Genomic DNA, 16067 nt, shown 5'->3' with positions numbered 1-16067 from the left:
CATTGCCCGACATCCTCGTCCCATGAGCATCGAAACGACAACCCACCTCAACTTCGACGGCGACGCCCGCGCGGCGCTCGACTTCTACGCATCGGTCTTCGGCGGCGATGTCACCGCCGCCACCTACGGCCAGATGGGCGCCCTGGACGACCCGGGCTGGGCGGACCGCATCGTCTTCGGGCAGGTCTCCACGCCCGCCGGCTTCCGTGTCATGGCCTTCGACGTCTGGCCCGGGCAGCCCTACGACCAGGGATCGAACGCCTTCTACGTGTTCGTGCACGGCGACGACACGGCCGAGATCGAGCGGTACTGGACGGCACTGTCCGAGGGCGCCGAGGTCCGGCAGCCCCTGGAACCCTCGGCCTGGGCACCGTTGGCCGGGCAGCTGCGTGACCGCTTCGGGGTGGTCTGGCAGCTCGACGTCGCCCCCGCTGGCGACTAGTCCGTCCTGAGGGCCGCGGTCAGCGCGTCGGCGTCCACGTCGACACGGTGACCGCGGCCGTCACCGTTGCCGGCTCGAACTCCGTGTCCGCCGCGACGTGGTGGTGGCTCGGCCCCATGTGCACGACGTCGTGGACGTGCTCCGCCGACAGCTCCATGGACCACGTCAGGTCTTCGGAGGACCGCAGCGCGAACGACGGTGTCAGGGAGTCGTGCAGCCGGCGCTCCTTCTCCGGGTCCACGCTGATCGTCGCCTCGGCGAGCTCCGCCAGGTGGCCGGTCCGCGGGGTCACCACCGCGAGCACGCCGTCGACATGCAGGACGCGGGCGTACTCGGTCTGGTTGCGGGGCGCGAAGACGTCGAGCAGGACGGCGGCAGCGCCGTCGACGACCGGGAGGCGCTCGGTCACGTCCCCGACGACGGCCCCCGCGCGCTCGTGGGCGCGTGCCGCACGCCGGATCGCGACGGCCGACAGGTCGAGCGCGACCCCGAGCCTCCCGTCCGCCGCGCGCAGCGCATGCGCCAGGTAGGTCCCCGGGCCGGAACCGACGTCGAGCACGATGCCGGGCGCGGTGGCGTCCGCGACGATCGCGGCGAGCGCCCGCTCGACCGGCGCGTAGTGGCCGCGCCCCAGGAACCGCAGCCGCGCGTCCACCATCTCCGGGGTGTCCGCGGTGAGTGCGCGCCGCTTCGCGGGCAGGAGCGTCAGGTGGCTCTGCTTCGCCTCGTCGAACCGGTGACCGTTCGGGCAGCCGACCTGGCCACCGTCGACGCGGCCGAGGGGCTCGGCGCACACGGGGCAGGCGAGCATCGGCAGCAGGTCGTCACGCACCGGCCCAGCGTACGGGCCTCGGTACCCTGACCGGATGTCGCTGCAGCAGCTCTTCGGCCTCGACGGCCGCACCGCACTCGTGACGGGAGGCAGCTCCGGCATCGGCCGAGCGATCGCCACCGCACTCGCCGACGCGGGTGCCCACGTCCTCATCGCCGCCCGGACGTCCGCGACCATCGACACCACCGTCGCCGGCATCCGCCAGGCGGGCCGCTCGGCTGACGGCATCGTCGCGGACCTCTCCTCCCGCGCTGGCGCACACGCACTCGCGGACGCCGCCGGGGACGTCGACGTGCTGGTGAACTCCGCCGGGATCAACCTGCGGCCGCCGATGCCCGAACTCGACGAGGCCACCTGGGACGCCACGATGGCCGTCAACCTCGACGCGCCGTTCGTGCTCGGGCAGCGGCTCGCACCCGGCATGGCGGCCCGTGGGTACGGGCGGATCGTGTCGATCAGTTCGCAGCAGGCCCACCGCCCCTTCGCCGCCAGCGGCGCGTACGGGGTCTCCAAGGCGGGCCTGGAGGCGTTGGCCCGGTCCCAGGCAGAGGCCTGGTCCGCGCAGGGGGTCACCTCCAACGTCCTCGTCCCCGGTTTCGTGCGCACCCCGCTCAACGAGCGACTCGGGTCCGACCCGGCGACGGTGGCGGCCCTCGCCGCGCGGACGCTGGTCGGCCGGAACGGGCTGGCGTCGGACTTCGCCGCGGCGGCGGTGTTCCTCGCTGGACCCGGGTCGGCCTACGTCACCGGGCAGTCCATCGCGGTGGACGGCGGGTTCTCCGTCCACTGAGCTCCAGGGACGCCAACGACTGGCGCGGCGCCCTAGGCGAATGCGCGCCGAAGGGCGTCAGTCAAACGGCTCTCCCAGGCAGCGTCCCCTACCGAGAGCGCTGAAATACCTGAAAGGTTCGCCGGGAGATTTTTCACCTGCCCTTCGGATTGCACTATCGGCAGTATGGGCTGGACATCTCGCCCGAGTGGCCTGATCCTTTGCGTGATTTCGAACAGTTCTCGCTGCAGATAGGAAGACTGAGCAAGCGGCCCGGAGGGAACAATGAAGATCGCCGCTCCGCTACTCCGGATTGCTCGCTCCAATGAGGCTTCGATGTTTTCACCTGGCAACACTTGTTCGACGTCCAGCCATGGGCTATACCCGGCCGACCGCACGGTCGCCGCGATTGATTCCGCAACTTGTCGATCTTCGTGTGCATACGCAATGAATACCTGCTTCCGCAACTTCCGATCCGAAACGCTTTCGCGGAGTATGCCGATGACAACGCCGGTAACTGCGGCGAATACAGAGACAAGAGCGGGGATGTACTCACTAGTCGCCCCGTCAGGGCCGAGTCGAAAAACCGCTGTGAGCACGACGAGGACAACCAGCGCGCTGAACAGAGCGAGCGCGATCAGCAACAACCATCTCCGCGCACTTGATCGTTCCGACCAGAACTTCATGACACCTCCTGCACGAACAAAACAAAAGCAGCGAAGAGACTTACTCCCAATGCGTTGCCCACAACGCCGAGTGCAACTATTTGTTTGATCCGTTGCACGGAGGACTCCCAGGATTGATGCAGCGCAAGAACGAGCATCATAACAAGGAGGGTTACGATAGCGAGCGTGGTATTCGCTTGAATGCGTTGCGCAAAGCCAAGCCCGACGGTGCTGCCCGTCAGATCTTTAGCCAAGGAATAGTACTCAAGGAGACAGGCCCCTAGCGTCGTCCAGCACAGCTCAAGCCCTAAGTAAAAATCGGCTCGCCTCCAGCCGCCTTGTCCTCTTACGATCTTCCGAGGAATTACGATTCCCGCCATCAGCACGATGGGCAGGCCTATCGCGACAACCCAAACGTCGACGACCAATTTCACCCTCATTTCTGGCATGAATCGAGGCAGCCGAACCATGCGGGACTTGGTCCGTAATTTAGCAGAGAGGTGGCCAACATAGTCCGCTCTGGGGTTTGGCCTTGAGGTACTGGCAGGGCCTGCCTGTGCCGGGGACCGGCTGGCAGGATCGACGGCGTGAAGACACTGGAGTTGCCACAGACAGACCTCACCGCCTCTGACGTCGTCGTCGGACTGATGCGGATCAACGACATGAGCGACGAGGACATCCGTTCGCTCTACAGCGCCTCGCGCGATGCGGGCGTGAACATGTTCGACCACGCAGCGGTCTACGGCGAGTGGCACGGCTGCGAGGAGCGGTTCGGCGCCGCCGTCACGCTGACGCCCGCGGAACGCGCCGAGATCGTGCTGCAGACCAAGGTCGGCATCCGGCCGACGCCGAAGGGCGCGTACTTCGACTTCTCGTACGAGCACATCCTCGAGTCCGTGCACGAGTCGCTCGAGGCACTGCAGACCGAGTACGTCGACGTCCTGCTGCTGCACCGCCCCGACGCCCTGGTCGAGCCGGAAGAGGTCGCGAAGGCATTCGACGAGCTGCACGCCGCCGGCAAGGTGCACCACTTCGGCGTCTCGAACCACACCCCCGGCCAGGTCGACCTGCTCAAGAAGCACGTCCGCCAGCCGCTCGCGTTCAACCAAGTGCAGCTGAGCATCACCCACGCCAACGTCATCTCGCAGGGCCTGACCGCGAACATGGGCGGCCTCGAGCAGTCGGCGGACCGCGACAACGACATCCTCAACTACTCGCGCATCAACGACATCACGCTGCAGGCCTGGTCGCCGTTCCAGAAGGGCTTCTTCGACGGCGTCTTCCTGGGCGACCGTGAGCAGTACGCCGAGCTGAACGACGTGCTCGAGGAGGTCGCCGCCGCACACGGTGTCACCCCGACCGGCATCGCGGTCGCGTGGATCACCCGCCACCCCGCGCACTTCCAGGTCGTCCTCGGCACCACGAACCCGCAGCGCGTGCGGGACTCGGCAGCCGGCTCGGACGTCGAGCTGTCGCGCGAGGAGTGGTACCGGATCTTCACCGCGGCCGGACACACCGTTCCCTGAACCGGGACCGCCCCGCCGGGTCGGGCAGGGTGGGGTCGTGCTCCACGACCTCGCCCTGCCCGTCCGCCTGACCACCCGCTCCGGCGAACTGACGCTGCGGAACGCGGTGGACGAGGACCTCGATGCGCTCATGGCGCTGTTGTCCGACGACCCGATCAGCGCCGCACGGGGTGACGTCGCCGCGCCGGAGGACCGTCCGCAGTACGCCGAGGCACTCCGGTCGATCGTGGACGACCCGGCGAACGCGCTGCTCGTCGCCGAGGACGCCGACGGGCGGCTCGTCGGGACGCTGCAACTCACCCGGATCCCCGGGATGGCTCGTCGTGGTGCCACCCGGCTGCTCGTCGAGGCGGTGCGGGTCAGCAGTGCGCTGCGCTCCGGCGGCATCGGGAGTGCGCTGATGCGCTGGGTGACCGACGCCGCGGCGCCGGCCCTCGGGACCCCGCTCGTGCAGCTCACCTCGGACGCTGCACGGACCGATGCGCACCGGTTCTACGAGCGCCTCGGCTTCACCGGCTCGCACGTCGGGTTCAAGTACCGGGTCCCCGACCCTTCCGCCATCCCGCCTGATATGTCACACTGAGACCAGTCGCCCCATCGAGGTGGGTGCGGAAGTGATCCCCGGGAGATCCTGCGGTATAGCGGGGCCCGGGGATTCGCGCATTCACCGGCGGTGTTCATGGACGCTCAGCACATCGTCCAGCTGCTCGAGGTACGTCGTTTCGCCTCGCCGAGCCAGCGCGACCACGCCGCACACCGCGTCCGCCGCCCAGAGAAGTGGCTCGCGGCCACCCGGCAGGTGCTTGAACGCCAACCCGTGAACCAACTTGCGTGATCGCAAGGCGTCGAGGTGCGCACGATCGTTCCGGTCCGAGGGCCCGCGAGATTCGAGGACGACTCGATCGACACCGCCCGCGCGGAGTTCCAAGATCAGGTGCTCACGCCGTCGGTACCATTCCGGAATACTACCGGTCGGATGGGACCGCGCTGCCGCTGCAGCCGGGCGCGCGCTAGTCGTCGGAGTCGGCGCCAGCAGACCTCGGCATCGGGACGTTCACGTCGACCGGGGACACCCCGGCGGGGTCGGCGGAGGCACCACCCACGACGTCGAACGAGATCCCCAGCATCGCCGGGTCCTCGTCGAGTTCGAGCCCGTCCTGACGGACCTGGTCCTCGGGGATTGCACGGCCACCGGACGGATCCCACGAGTTCGCGATCGACATGCGGACGAGCATGCCCGAGCCGCTTGGCAATCACCCAAGAAACCCCGGAGGACCCCCGGAACGGTCAGAGGTCGTCCGGGTGCAGCCGATCGCCGGCGTGCGGACGCCGGAACACCGGGCCGCCGCCGGCTTCGTCCTCGTCGTGATGGCTGACGGGCGAGACGCTCGGGTCGGCGGAGTCGTCGCCGACGTCGGCGCCGCGGTCCTCCTCCATCTCGAGCTCGGACTCGTCACTGCCGTCCACGGGGATGGACCGGCCCTGCTGTTCGGGATCGAACGGTGCGCTCATCGACATGGGGCGAGCATGCTCCCGCTCGGTGAACGCAGGGTCAACGCTGTCCGTCGGCCGCGATGAGCTCGAGCTGCGTCAGCGTCAGGTCGGTGCCGGCGGTGAACGTGAACGACGAACCACCGCCGAGGATGCGGAACACCCGGGTCTGGCCGGCCCACGAGAACTCGGCGCCGTCGACCGCGGTGACGGCGTCGTCGAGGCCGACCTGCCACGAGTAGGACCCCGGCGATGCCACCGTCACGGTGTACAACGAGGCGGCGGGGCACGACACGTCGAAGGACACGGACTCCCCCGCGGCGAGCGCCGTGACGGAGCGGCCGGTGTCGTCGGTGAGCGCCGAGGCTCCGACGGGCAGGACGTCCACCGGGGCGTCCCGGTACCCGTGCACGTCGGAGGCCGAGACGGGGCGGGTGTCCGACGCCCAGCCCTGCGGCTCGTCGGACAGGGTGAACTCGATCCGCGACGCGGCCACGACCACGCTGTGCGGGATGGTGACCGAGGTCCAGGGCGCGCCGTCGACCGTCACCGACGCGACGTACGCGCCTGCGGAGCTGGCGGCGATCTCGATGACGGTGGGCGATCCTCCCGGCTGTCGCAGCACCGTCCTGCGGACCGACGGCGGCACGAGCACGTAGGTACCGGTCGACGGGGCCAGCGGGTACAGGCCGATGGTCGCGAAGACGTACCAGGCGCTCATCTCGCCGTTGTCCTCGTCGCCGGGGTAGCCCTGACCGAGGTCGGACCCGACGAACAGGCGCTCGAGCGATTCGCGGACGATGCGGTGCGCGTCGTCGTGGCGTCCGGTGAACATCGGGAAGAAGGGGATGTGGTGCGCGGGCTGGTTCGACAGCCCGAGCATGCCCATCCGGACGTCGCGGGCCTCGGTCATCTCGTGGATCGGGAAGCCGTACGAGCCGGACCGCGCCAGCGCACCGGTCTCGGGGGTGGCGAAGAACGCGTCGAGAGCGGCATCGAACCGCTCCGGCCCGCCGTGCAGGTCGACGATGCCGGCGCCGTCGTGCGGCGCCGTGAACGCGGTGCCCCACGCGTTCGTCTCCGTGTAGTCGTCGCCCCAGTCGCGCGGGTCGAACTCGGTGCCGACCCGCCACGAGCCGTCCGGGTCGCGGCCGATGAAGAACCCGCGCTCGGAGTCGAAGACGTGCCGGTACTGCAGCGACCGGCGGGCGAACCACTCGGCCTCGGCTTCGTAGCGGGACAGGTCGGCGGGCGTCCGCGCCCGTGACGCGAGCAGGCCCGCCATGACGGCCAGACCCCAGTCGTTGATGGCCGCGTCCAGGGTCCACGACATCCCCTCGTGGGTCGCCGTGTCGACGTGGCCGCGGAAGGCGCCCGGGAGGCTCCCCTTGCGTCCGACGCGCTCGTCACGCGGCGGGACGGTCGCGTTCCGCACCGCGCTCCGGTACGCCTCGGCCAGGTCGAAGCCACGCACGCCCTTCAGCGCGAGGTCGGCGAAGACGGTGTCGCTCGTGGTTCCGGTCATGCAGTCCTCGGCGCCGGGGGCACTCCAGCGGGGCGTCCACCCGCCGTCGTGGTGGTGCTCGACGAAGCCCTGCGCGAGCTCGCCCGCGGTCTCGGGGGTCAGGAGTCCGAGGAGCGGCCAGGCCGTGCGGTAGGTGTCCCAGAAGCCGTTCGTGGTGGTGAACGGACCCTCGACGACCTCCGGCCCGGGCTCGTCGCGGATCGGGTCCGCCAGCACGGCGCCGTACGGGGAGCGGTGCCGCGGGGTGCCGGTCAGGGCGGTCTCCCCGGCGCGGTTCGGGTAGAGGAACAGCCGGTACAGGCCGGAGTACAGGCTCGTCAGCTGGTCGGGGGTCGCGCCGTCGAAGGACAGCGTCGCGAGCTTCTCGGTCCACAGTGCCTCGGCACGGGAGCACATGGCGTCGAACGAGCCGGCGTCGTCGAGGTTCGCGCGGGCGTCCTCGATCGAGACGGTCGAGATGCCGAGCAGGACGTCGACCGGGCCGTCCGTGCCGCTGGCCTCTCCCACGGACAGCCAGCCGCGCAGCTCGTGCTCGCCGATCGTCGTGTGGTCGGCGGTGACCCCCGCGACCCGCAGGTGCACGTGGTGCGGCGGGGTGCCCGGTCGGTCGTCCAGGAGCGCCTCGACCACGGCGGTGCCGTCGGTGATCGTCACGGAGACGTCGGACACCCGGCCGTGGTGGTCGAGCACGACGCTGCGGGTGCCGGTGAACCGGAACCCGAGGGCGAACTCCCCCGCGGTCAGCTCGGCCGTCACACCGTGCTCGAGGGCGACCCGGTAGCGGTGCGGGCCGTCCTGCTCGTCCTCGTGGTCGAACCCGAGCGCGCGGGCGGACCGGTCGACATCGGGGGTGTCGAGTGGCGAGGGCATCACCTGGAACACCCCGCGGTCGCCCATCCACGGCGACGGGATGTGACTCGTCGCGAAGGCCTGGATCGCCGGGCGGAGTCGCCCCTGGTCGTCGAGCCGGTCGTGCTCCTGGTACGCGTACGGCCAGCGGTTGCTCGAGGCGTCCGTCATCGGCAGGCCGAACACCCCACCGTGCGGGACGCCGACGAGCGGGGCGTTGTTGCCGCGGGAGAACCGGGAGGACGCCTGGGTGCCACGGGTCGTCCGGACGTGGCCGAGCGGAGTCGTCGGGGCCGGACGCGCGGGACCGATCCGGACGGCGTCGAGCCAGCCGCGCAGTGCGGGACGCTCGCCGTCGGTGGCCGCAGCCGACGTGTCGGAGCCGAGTCGGGCCTCCAGGCGGTCGACGACCAGCCCCGCGAACGGCGTGAGGTCGACCGCGCGACGGTTCCACTGGTCCACCCACTGCTTGCGGGCCGCGTCCTGCGCGTCCGGGGTGACCGCGTCGCCGTACTGGTCGCGGACCGCGGCGTGGTCACGCAGCCGCGAGCCGTCGGTGAAGACGACGTCGACGGCGAAGGCCGTGGCGTCCCAGAAGTGCGGCAGGTCTGCTTCCGTCGGTTCCGACGCCCCCTCGGGCAGTGTCCGTTCGGGGAACCAGACCCAGGAGAGCTCGTCGCCGGTGGTGATGGTGCGTCCGGTGAAACCGGGGACGATCCCCTCGGCCACGGACGCTCCCGCTGGTCGTTCGACGAGCCAGGCCTCTGCCGAACCGAAGCCGACACCGTTCCGAGCGGCCACGGCCGTCGTCGGGCCACCGCTCCGTTGCAGTTCTCGCACGGGGCGAGCCTATTGCTCCAGGGACTGGACGAAAACCCGGCGTGTCAGTCCTTGTTCTGTCCCGGGGCGCTGCCGGACTTGCCGGGGGCGGTGTCCGACGTGGTGTCGACCGCGCCCGTGTCAGCCGCGCCCGTGTCGGCCGCGCCCGTACCGTCCTGCGGCTCCTGCACCGGGTTCGAGGCCGGAGTGCTCGGCTCCGGACCGACGGGCGGGTCCTGCGTGGGCTGCTCCGGCTCGGTCGGTTCGCTCGGCTGCTCGCTCGGTTCCTCGGCGGGCTGCGACGGCTGCTGCTGCTCCTGCGAGGGCTGCTGCTCGGCGGGTTCGCTCGGCTGCTGTTCCTCGCCCGGGTCCTCGGACGGCTGCTGCTCGGTCGGCGCGGTCGACGTGGTGTCCGTCGGGGCCGGAGTGCCGTCGTCGTCGCCGTTCAGGGCGAACACCGCGACCCCGATGCCGATCAGCACCAGGACGATCACGATGATCGCGGCCATGAGCGGTCCGCGCTTCTTCTTCTCCGGCTGGTCGTCCGGCCGGTCCCGGACCGGGCGGGGCGGGACCGGCGGCGGGGTCGGCCCGCTCGGGCCCGATGCGCCGCGGCCGTTCGCCTGGGCGCCGAGGACGGTCGTCGAGACGTCGTCGGCGGCGTTCGGACGCTGGGTGTCGAGGACTCGGGTGGCGTCGTCGCCCGGACCCGCGCCGCCGTTCGGCAGTTCGCTCGCCGGCATCGCCTGCGTCCGGTCGTCGGCGTTCGCCGCAGCGGCGGCACCGGCGCCAGCCGCACCGGCGGCCGCGGACGTCACCGCACCGGGTGTGCCGGGCAGCAGCTGCGTGGCGTTCGTCGGCTCGTCGCGGCCCAGCGCTCGCAGGCGCTCGGCGGCCTCGGCTGCCGTCGGTCGCTCCACCGGGTCCTGCGCGGTCATCACGTGCAGCAGGGTGCGCCAGGCCGTGGGCAGCTGCCGGTCGATCTCGGGCGAACGGGTCAGCCGGGCCGTGGCCGACTCGACCGCGCTGCCCGGGAACGGCTGGCGGCCGGTCATGCACTCGAGCAGAACGAGCCCGAGCGAGTAGACGTCGGCCTTGCCGGTGATCTCCTTCGCCAGGACCTGCTCCGGGGCCAGGTACGCGGCCGTCCCCATGACGGTCCCCGTCCCCGTCACCCGGGAGGCGTCACGGAGCAGGGCGATCCCGAAGTCGGCGAGCTTGACGTGCCGGCCGTCGCTCTCGAGCAGGACGTTCGCGGGCTTCACGTCACGGTGGACGATCCCCTGCGCGTGCACGGCGGCCAGGCCGTCGGCGACCTGGGCACCCAGGCGGGCAGCGGTCGCGGGGTCGAGCGGGCCCTCGCGCAGACGGGTCGCCAGGTCACTGCCCGGCACGAGTTCCATGACGAGGTACGAATCGCCGTCGACGTCGTCGAGCGCGGCGTCGTAGAGCGTGACGAGCTCGGGGGCGCGCAGCGTCGCGAGGGTCTGGATCTCCGCCTCGGCGCGGGCGCGCTCACCGCGGTCGACGGGGCCGATGCGGAACACCTTGACCGCGACCTCGCGACCGAGTTGCTCGTCGACCGCCCGGTACACGGACGCCATGCCACCGTGTCCGAGCGTGCCCGTGACGCGGTACCTGCCGCCGAAGACCCGTTCTTCCATGCCCGGCAACCTACCGGTCGCGGCTGACGGCGCTCTGCCGTTCGCGGGCGGCGCGGCGGCGCCCGGCGACTTCGTGAGCAGAAGATGTCGGGTGCGGGCGAGCGACCCGACGTCTTCTGCTCACGAAGTGATGCGGTCGACGTCCGGCGCAGGCTCGGCACCGTGGTGGAGCGCCGTCAGGTACAACCGGTGCGCCGTGATCACGAGGGCGAGCCAGGCGAGGCCGAGCGCCCACGCCGCCAGCACGTCGGTCAGCCAGTGGTGCCCGAGGAACACCCGCGACGCCCCGACCGACAGCACGAACAGGGTGCCCACGACGATCGTCCACACCCGGGTGACGACGCGCGACTGCCGCAGGAGCAGGAGGTACACGATCGTGCCCACGATCACCGTGGAGTTGAGCGTGTGCCCCGACGGGAACGACGGCGACGTCTCGTACGGCGGTACCGCGTCGGACAGCGGCGGACGGGCGCGACCGATCAGGTCCTTGCCCGCGATCGTCATGAGCAGCGAGCCGCCACTCGCCGCGACGAGCAGCACCAGTGGCGTCCACGCACGGCGCTGGATCGTGAAGCCGACCAGGAACCCGAGCGCGACGATCGGCATCCCGATCGTGCCCGCGACGTCGGTCCACCAGGTGACGAGCGTGTCCGCCGTGGGTGATCGGAGTGTGAGCGCCCAGTCCAGGACGGGGCGGTCGAGCACCGCGACGTCGTCGGCTTCCCGCACGGCGTCGTAGACCTCGGAGGCGATCCACGTGGCGAGGACGGCGACACCGAGACCCACGGCGAGGGTCAGCAGCAGGACGGGCATGGCGCCGAAGCGCTTGCCGAGCGCGGTCCACACGCTGGCGACACCGCGGCCGGCACGGGAGCGCCAACGGGTCAGGTCGACTTCGCCGACGGTGCGGTCGGCGGCGTCCCCGTGTTCGGTGTGCATCCGTCCACCCTGCCCGAAGCCGCCGGGAGCCGTCCCGGCCGCCTCAGTCCTTCGCCTCCGAGTACGCCCCCACCACCCCGACCGACAGCGGGAACGTCACCGGGAAGTCCTGGAACAACAGCCGTCCGGCATCGACCGCGGCCTCCCGGATCTGCTGCGCCACCCACTCGGCGTGCTCCGCCGGGGCGTGCACCACGATCTCGTCGTGCACGAAGAACACCAGGTGCGGCCCGTCCGTCACGGCTCCGGGGAAGCGCGCGATCAGCCGCGAGCGCAGGGAACCCATCCACGCGAGCGCCCACTCCGCCGCGGTCCCCTGCACCACGAAGTTCCGGGTGAACCGCCCCCAGCTCCGGGCGCGGGACTCGACCGCACGCTGCATCGCCGGGGTCCCCTCGACCGTGTACGCCTGGTTCCGGGCCTCGAACCACGAGTCCTCGGGCACCGGTGACGTCCGCCCGAGCAGCGTCGTGACGGGTTCGCCGCGCTCCCCCGCACGGGCCGCCCGTTCCACCATGTCGAGCGCCTGTGGGAACGCCCGGACCAGGCGCGGCACGAGCCGACCGCCCTCGCCCTGGGTCGCCCCGTACATCGCACCGAGCATCGCCACCTTGGCCTGCTGCCGGGTCTCCACAGCACCCGAGGCCACCACGCCGTCGTACAGGTCGCGCCCGTCACCGGCCGCGGCCATCGCCCGGTCGCCGGACATCGCGGCGAGCACCCGGGGCTCCAGCTGTGCGGCGTCCGCGACGACGAGCTTCCACCCGGGATCGGCGATGACGGCCCCGCGGATGCCCTTCGGCAACTGCATCGCTCCCCCGCCGTCGGCCGCCCAGCGACCGGTGACGACACCGCCGACGACGTACTTCGGGTGGAACCGTCCGTCGCGGATCCAGTCGTCGAGCCAGGTCCAGCCGTTGGCGGTGAGCAGTCGCGCCAGGCGCTTGTACTCGAGCAGCGGCTCGATGACGGGGTGCTCGATCTCCTGCAGCTCCCACTTCCGCGTGCTCGTGACCATCAGGCCTGCCCGGCGCAACGACTTCAGGACGTCGGCGGGCGAGTCCGGGTTGAGACCGGGGTCGTCGAGGCGCTCGCGCACGACGGCGGCGATCTCCTCGAGGCGTCGCGGCCGCACCCCGTAGGGCACGCGCGGCCCGAGGGCGTCCTCGAGCAGCCGCTCGTGCACGTCGGCACGCCACGGCAGCCCGGCGTGCAGCATCTCGGCCGCCACGAGCGCACCGGCCGACTCCGCGGTGAGCAGCAGGCGGAGCGCGCCGGGAGCGCTCGCCCCCGCCACCGCGGCGAGCTGGGAGCGGAACTCCGCCACCGGATCGACCTCGTCGTCGGGCGCCGCGGCGGTGAACAGGGCGTCGTCGAAGAGCTGGGCCTGCGTCGGCCGGACCACGCGGGCTTCCGCGACCGGGGCGTCCAGGGCATCTGCCGGGGCGGCGGCGAGCACGGATCCCCGTGCCGCCAGCGCGGCCCGCAGGACACGACGACCGAGGCGCAGGTCGACGCAGCGACCGACCCGACCGCCCGCAGCGAGCACGGCCGGGTACCAGCGCGCGGTGTCGTCCCACACCCAGCGCACGCCCGGTGCGTCGTGGGCCGCGACGAAGGCCGGGAGGCCCGGCTCGTCCAGGCGGATCGGCTCGCCCCCGGCGGTCCCCGCGTCGGTCAGGGGCGTCGCGAGGACGCCGCCGTCGACGCGGCGGAGGACGAGGTGCACGACACGATCATGCCGTGCCCCACCGACCCCGGTGGACCAGGGCCGGAGCGGGTGTCACTCGCCGGGTCGGACCGCCGCGGTGTCGGCGACGTCGATGCGGACGTCGCCGTCCTCGGCACGGGAGACCTCGACCCGCGGATCGGCGTCGTGCTCGTCGGATCCGGACATGCGGCGGAACGTGTCCTGTCGGCGTTCCTCGAACGTCATGTCGACGCCGTCGTCGAGGTGGTCGTGGTCGGGCTTCGTCATGCCGTGCACGGTACGCGGCCGCAGCTGCGGGCGGTCACGCGACCGGCGCCGTGCCGGTCCGCTCGGTCCAGTGCCCACCGCTCGCCCACCGGTCGAGCACGGCCGCGCGCAACCGACCGGACGGCGCCGCGGACCGTGCGGTCGCCAGCGGCACCCCGAAGACGAACTTCGCGACGCTGGCGTCCCCCTCGGTCGCGTCGTGCTCCCCCGGCGGGACGAGACGGAAGCGCCGGGCGAAGCGCACGAGGTTGGCATCGGGGCCGAGCGCGGCCGGCAGGCCCGGATCGAGCATCCAGGAGCGGCACTGCCACCGGTCCGCAGCGAGCTGCGGCGCGAGGCCGCGCAGGACCTCGGGTGCGCGGGCGAACGAGCGGTCGCAGGCCACCGGGTCGAGCGGCCCGGTCTCCGGCACGTGCACGCCCCAGGCCGGCGTGCCGTCCGCCAGGTGGTCGCCGAGTTCGAACTGGAGGCGCCCCACGGCCACCACGCGCCCGGTCACCACGGCGACGAGCCACTCCACCCCGGTGCCGTGCAGTCCGTAGCGCGCGAGCTTGCGGTCGACGTCGGCGACGGATGCCTCGGCGAGCGCGCGCGGGAGCCCACGCTCCGCGAGCGCGTCGGCGCTGTCCGGCACCGCGGCGCGGAGCGCCGCGACCAGCAGCGCGTCCCGCTCCGCGGGCCGGGCGTCGGCGACGGTGGCGACCAGTGCGGCCGCCACCGTCGCGGAGTCGTCCGGTGACCCCACGGCGGCGGCGAGGACCGCGACGGACGCGGGGCGGGCCTCCAGGCCGGGGGTCGCGGTGGTCACTTCAGACCGGACGACGCGAGCCCGTCCATCACCCGACGCTGCAGCACGACGAACATGATGAGCACCGGCGCCATCGCCATCAGGCTGGCGGCCATCAGCACCGGGTAGTCGATCGTGCGGTCACTCGACAGCGTCGCGAGGCCGGCGGCGAGCGGCATGTCCTCGGCGCGGGTGGAGACCACGAGCGGCCAGAGCAGCTCGTTCCACGACCACAGCACGGTCGTGATCGCGAGCACGCTGATCGAGGGACGGGCCAGGGGCAGCATGATCCGCCAGAACGTCTGGAACGGGTTCGCGCCGTCCATCCGCGCTGCCTCTTCGAGCTCGGGCGGCATGTTCAGGAACGCGGTCCGCATCAGGAACGTGCCGAAGGCGCTGAACAGCCCGGGTGCGACGATCCCCATCAGGGTGTCGAGCCAGCCGAGCCCCTGCACGATCTGGTACTGCGAGATCAGGTAGACCTGCGAGGGCACGAGCAGGATCGACAGCACGATCGCGAGCAGTGCCGCCCGGCCGCGGAACCGCATCCGGGCGAAGGCGTACCCGGCGAGCGTGCACAGGACGATCTGCGCGATCGTGCGGATGATCGTGACGTACACCGACGTGCCGAGCTGGCTGAGGAACGGCAGGCGTTCGAAGACCTGCGCGTAGTTCTGCCACTGCAGCTCCCCCGGCCAGAAGACCGGCGTGACGGACTGCACCTGCGCGTTCGTGGAGAGCGACATGATGATCTGCCACAGGAACGGGAAGGCCATCGCGAACCCGCCGATGCCGAGCACGACGTGGATCCACCAGTGGCTGCCGCCGCGACGGCCGGGCCGGCGTGCGGTCCGTGGCGGTGTGACGGTGGCGGTCATCCCTGGACCCACTTCCGTTGGACGCGGAACTGCACGAGCGTGACGATGCCGATGAGCAGGAAGATCACCATCGCGATCGCGGCCGCGAAGCCCTTGTCGTTGTCGATGAACCCGGCGCTGTAGAAGTAGAAGACGAGCGACATCGTCTTCGGGATCACCGGGTTGGTGCTGCCGAGGATCGCGTACAGCAGGTCGAACAGCTGGAAGCTCGAGATCGTCGTGACGATCACCACGAAGAAGATGCTCGGGCTGAGCAACGGCACGGTCACCGACCGGAACTGCCGCCACCGGCTCGCGCCGTCGAGCTCCGCGGCCTCGTAGAGCTCCGGCGGGATGTCCTTGAGCCCGGCGCCGAGGATGATCATCGAGAACCCGAGGGACGACCAGAGGCCGACCAGGCTCACCGCGATCAGCGCGAAGCCGGGGGTCGAGATCCAGTACGGTCCGTCGATCCCGAAGTTCCCGAGGAACCAGTTCACGATGCCGTAGTCGCCGTTGTACATGATGCGCCAGACCAGGGCGATCGCCGCGGGCATGGCGACGTACGGCAGGAAGAAGAGCACCCGGTAGAACTGCGCGAACCGCAGCCCCGGGGTGTTCAGCAGGCTGGCGAGCCACACCGCGATCGGGATCCCGGCGAGGACGATCACGGTGTAGATCACCGTGTTGAGCAGCGACTGGTACAGCTGCGGGTCACCGACGAGCCGGACGTAGTTGGCGACGCCGGTGAACGTGGCGCCCCCGAAGACGCCCCAGCTGGTGAACGAGTACCAGAACGTCTGGATGATCGGCCAGATGTAGAAGGTGCCGACGCCGACGAGCAACGGGAGCACGAAGAGCCACGGCCACCAGCCGTCGGTCCGTCGTGGCGCTCGGCCGCCGTTGGCTCGCGGAGCGGGGGCG

17 protein-coding genes are annotated in these 16067 nt (G+C 71.2%); 4 read left to right on the top strand and 13 right to left on the bottom strand.

All coding sequences use genetic code 11. The features are described from left to right. The first annotated feature begins 22 nt into the window (after window positions 1-22). On the top strand, window positions 23-442 hold the full coding sequence (locus tag HP445_RS06175; RefSeq protein WP_128780419.1) for a VOC family protein: 420 nt from the start codon (window positions 23-25) through the stop codon (window positions 440-442). A 19-nt stretch (window positions 443-461) separates the two neighbouring features. Here HP445_RS06175 and HP445_RS06170 read toward each other — a convergent pair whose 3' ends face one another. Then, entirely contained in the window at window positions 462-1274 is an 813-nt protein-coding gene (locus HP445_RS06170) for a putative RNA methyltransferase (protein ID WP_128780418.1), read from the bottom strand. A 34-nt stretch (window positions 1275-1308) separates the two neighbouring features. Here HP445_RS06170 and HP445_RS06165 point away from each other — a divergent pair, with 34 nt between their 5' ends. Beyond that, window positions 1309-2064, top strand: a complete 756-nt coding sequence (locus HP445_RS06165) for an SDR family NAD(P)-dependent oxidoreductase (protein WP_128780417.1) — start codon at window positions 1309-1311, stop codon at window positions 2062-2064. A 32-nt stretch (window positions 2065-2096) separates the two neighbouring features. Here HP445_RS06165 and HP445_RS06160 read toward each other — a convergent pair whose 3' ends face one another. Beyond that, window positions 2097-2729 (bottom strand): toll/interleukin-1 receptor domain-containing protein, encoded by a 633-nt coding sequence (locus HP445_RS06160; RefSeq protein ID WP_128780416.1) that lies wholly within the window; start codon window positions 2727-2729, stop codon window positions 2097-2099. Then, on the bottom strand, window positions 2726-3142 hold the full coding sequence (locus tag HP445_RS06155) for a hypothetical protein (protein WP_128780415.1): 417 nt from the start codon (window positions 3140-3142) through the stop codon (window positions 2726-2728). Before HP445_RS06155 ends, HP445_RS06160 begins: the two co-directional genes overlap by 4 nt. Window positions 3143-3295: 153 nt before the next feature. On the opposite strand from HP445_RS06155, the gene HP445_RS06150 reads away from it, so the two are divergent. Together HP445_RS06150 and HP445_RS06145 are read left to right on the top strand one after the other, a co-directional pair. Continuing rightward, window positions 3296-4234 (top strand): aldo/keto reductase, encoded by a 939-nt coding sequence (locus HP445_RS06150; RefSeq protein WP_128780414.1) that lies wholly within the window; start codon window positions 3296-3298, stop codon window positions 4232-4234. Between the two features lie 37 nt (window positions 4235-4271). Then, the gene (locus tag HP445_RS06145; protein WP_128780413.1) at window positions 4272-4817 is read left to right on the top strand and encodes a GNAT family N-acetyltransferase; all 546 of its coding nucleotides are present in this window, start codon (window positions 4272-4274) and stop codon (window positions 4815-4817) included. A 427-nt stretch (window positions 4818-5244) separates the two neighbouring features. Here the strand turns inward: HP445_RS06145 and HP445_RS06140 are convergent, their stop codons facing one another. The 10 genes from HP445_RS06140 to HP445_RS06095 form a co-directional block, all read right to left on the bottom strand. Then, entirely contained in the window at window positions 5245-5457 is a 213-nt protein-coding gene (locus HP445_RS06140; protein WP_128780412.1) for a hypothetical protein, read from the bottom strand. Between the two features lie 64 nt (window positions 5458-5521). Next, entirely contained in the window at window positions 5522-5752 is a 231-nt protein-coding gene (locus tag HP445_RS06135) for a hypothetical protein (RefSeq protein WP_111087695.1), read from the bottom strand. Window positions 5753-5786: 34 nt separating this feature from the next. After that, entirely contained in the window at window positions 5787-8939 is a 3153-nt protein-coding gene (locus HP445_RS06130; RefSeq protein WP_241660394.1) for a GH92 family glycosyl hydrolase, read from the bottom strand. 44 nt (window positions 8940-8983) lie between these two features. Further along, entirely contained in the window at window positions 8984-10582 is a 1599-nt protein-coding gene (locus tag HP445_RS06125) for a serine/threonine-protein kinase (RefSeq protein WP_128780411.1), read from the bottom strand. A 120-nt stretch (window positions 10583-10702) separates the two neighbouring features. Beyond that, window positions 10703-11521 carry a phosphatase PAP2 family protein gene (locus tag HP445_RS06120; RefSeq protein ID WP_128780410.1) on the bottom strand — a complete coding sequence of 273 codons (819 nt, stop codon included), beginning with the start codon at window positions 11519-11521 and terminating at the stop codon, window positions 10703-10705. Window positions 11522-11564: 43 nt separating this feature from the next. Next, complete coding sequence (locus HP445_RS06115) at window positions 11565-13250, bottom strand: bifunctional 3'-5' exonuclease/DNA polymerase (protein ID WP_128780409.1); 1686 nt, start codon at window positions 13248-13250, stop codon at window positions 11565-11567. Between the two features lie 54 nt (window positions 13251-13304). After that, a complete protein-coding gene (locus HP445_RS06110) occupies window positions 13305-13499 on the bottom strand; it encodes a hypothetical protein (RefSeq protein ID WP_017887924.1) in 195 nt (64 codons plus the stop codon). Between the two features lie 34 nt (window positions 13500-13533). Further along, a complete protein-coding gene (locus tag HP445_RS19130) occupies window positions 13534-14307 on the bottom strand; it encodes a hypothetical protein (protein ID WP_128780408.1) in 774 nt (257 codons plus the stop codon). Then, window positions 14304-15164 carry a carbohydrate ABC transporter permease gene (locus HP445_RS06100; RefSeq protein ID WP_181433258.1) on the bottom strand — a complete coding sequence of 287 codons (861 nt, stop codon included), beginning with the start codon at window positions 15162-15164 and terminating at the stop codon, window positions 14304-14306. The genes HP445_RS19130 and HP445_RS06100 overlap by 4 nt, the downstream gene beginning before the upstream one ends. Continuing rightward, window positions 15161-16067 (bottom strand): carbohydrate ABC transporter permease (locus HP445_RS06095; RefSeq protein WP_217499758.1); only part of this gene is annotated, 907 nt, incomplete at its 5' end. The genes HP445_RS06095 and HP445_RS06100, both read right to left, overlap by 4 nt.

Source organism: Curtobacterium flaccumfaciens, from assembly GCF_013359815.1.
GTDB lineage: Bacteria > Actinomycetota > Actinomycetes > Actinomycetales > Microbacteriaceae > Curtobacterium > Curtobacterium flaccumfaciens.
Note: the sequence above shows the minus strand (reverse complement) of the source record. Positions and strands in the feature narration are given on the sequence as shown.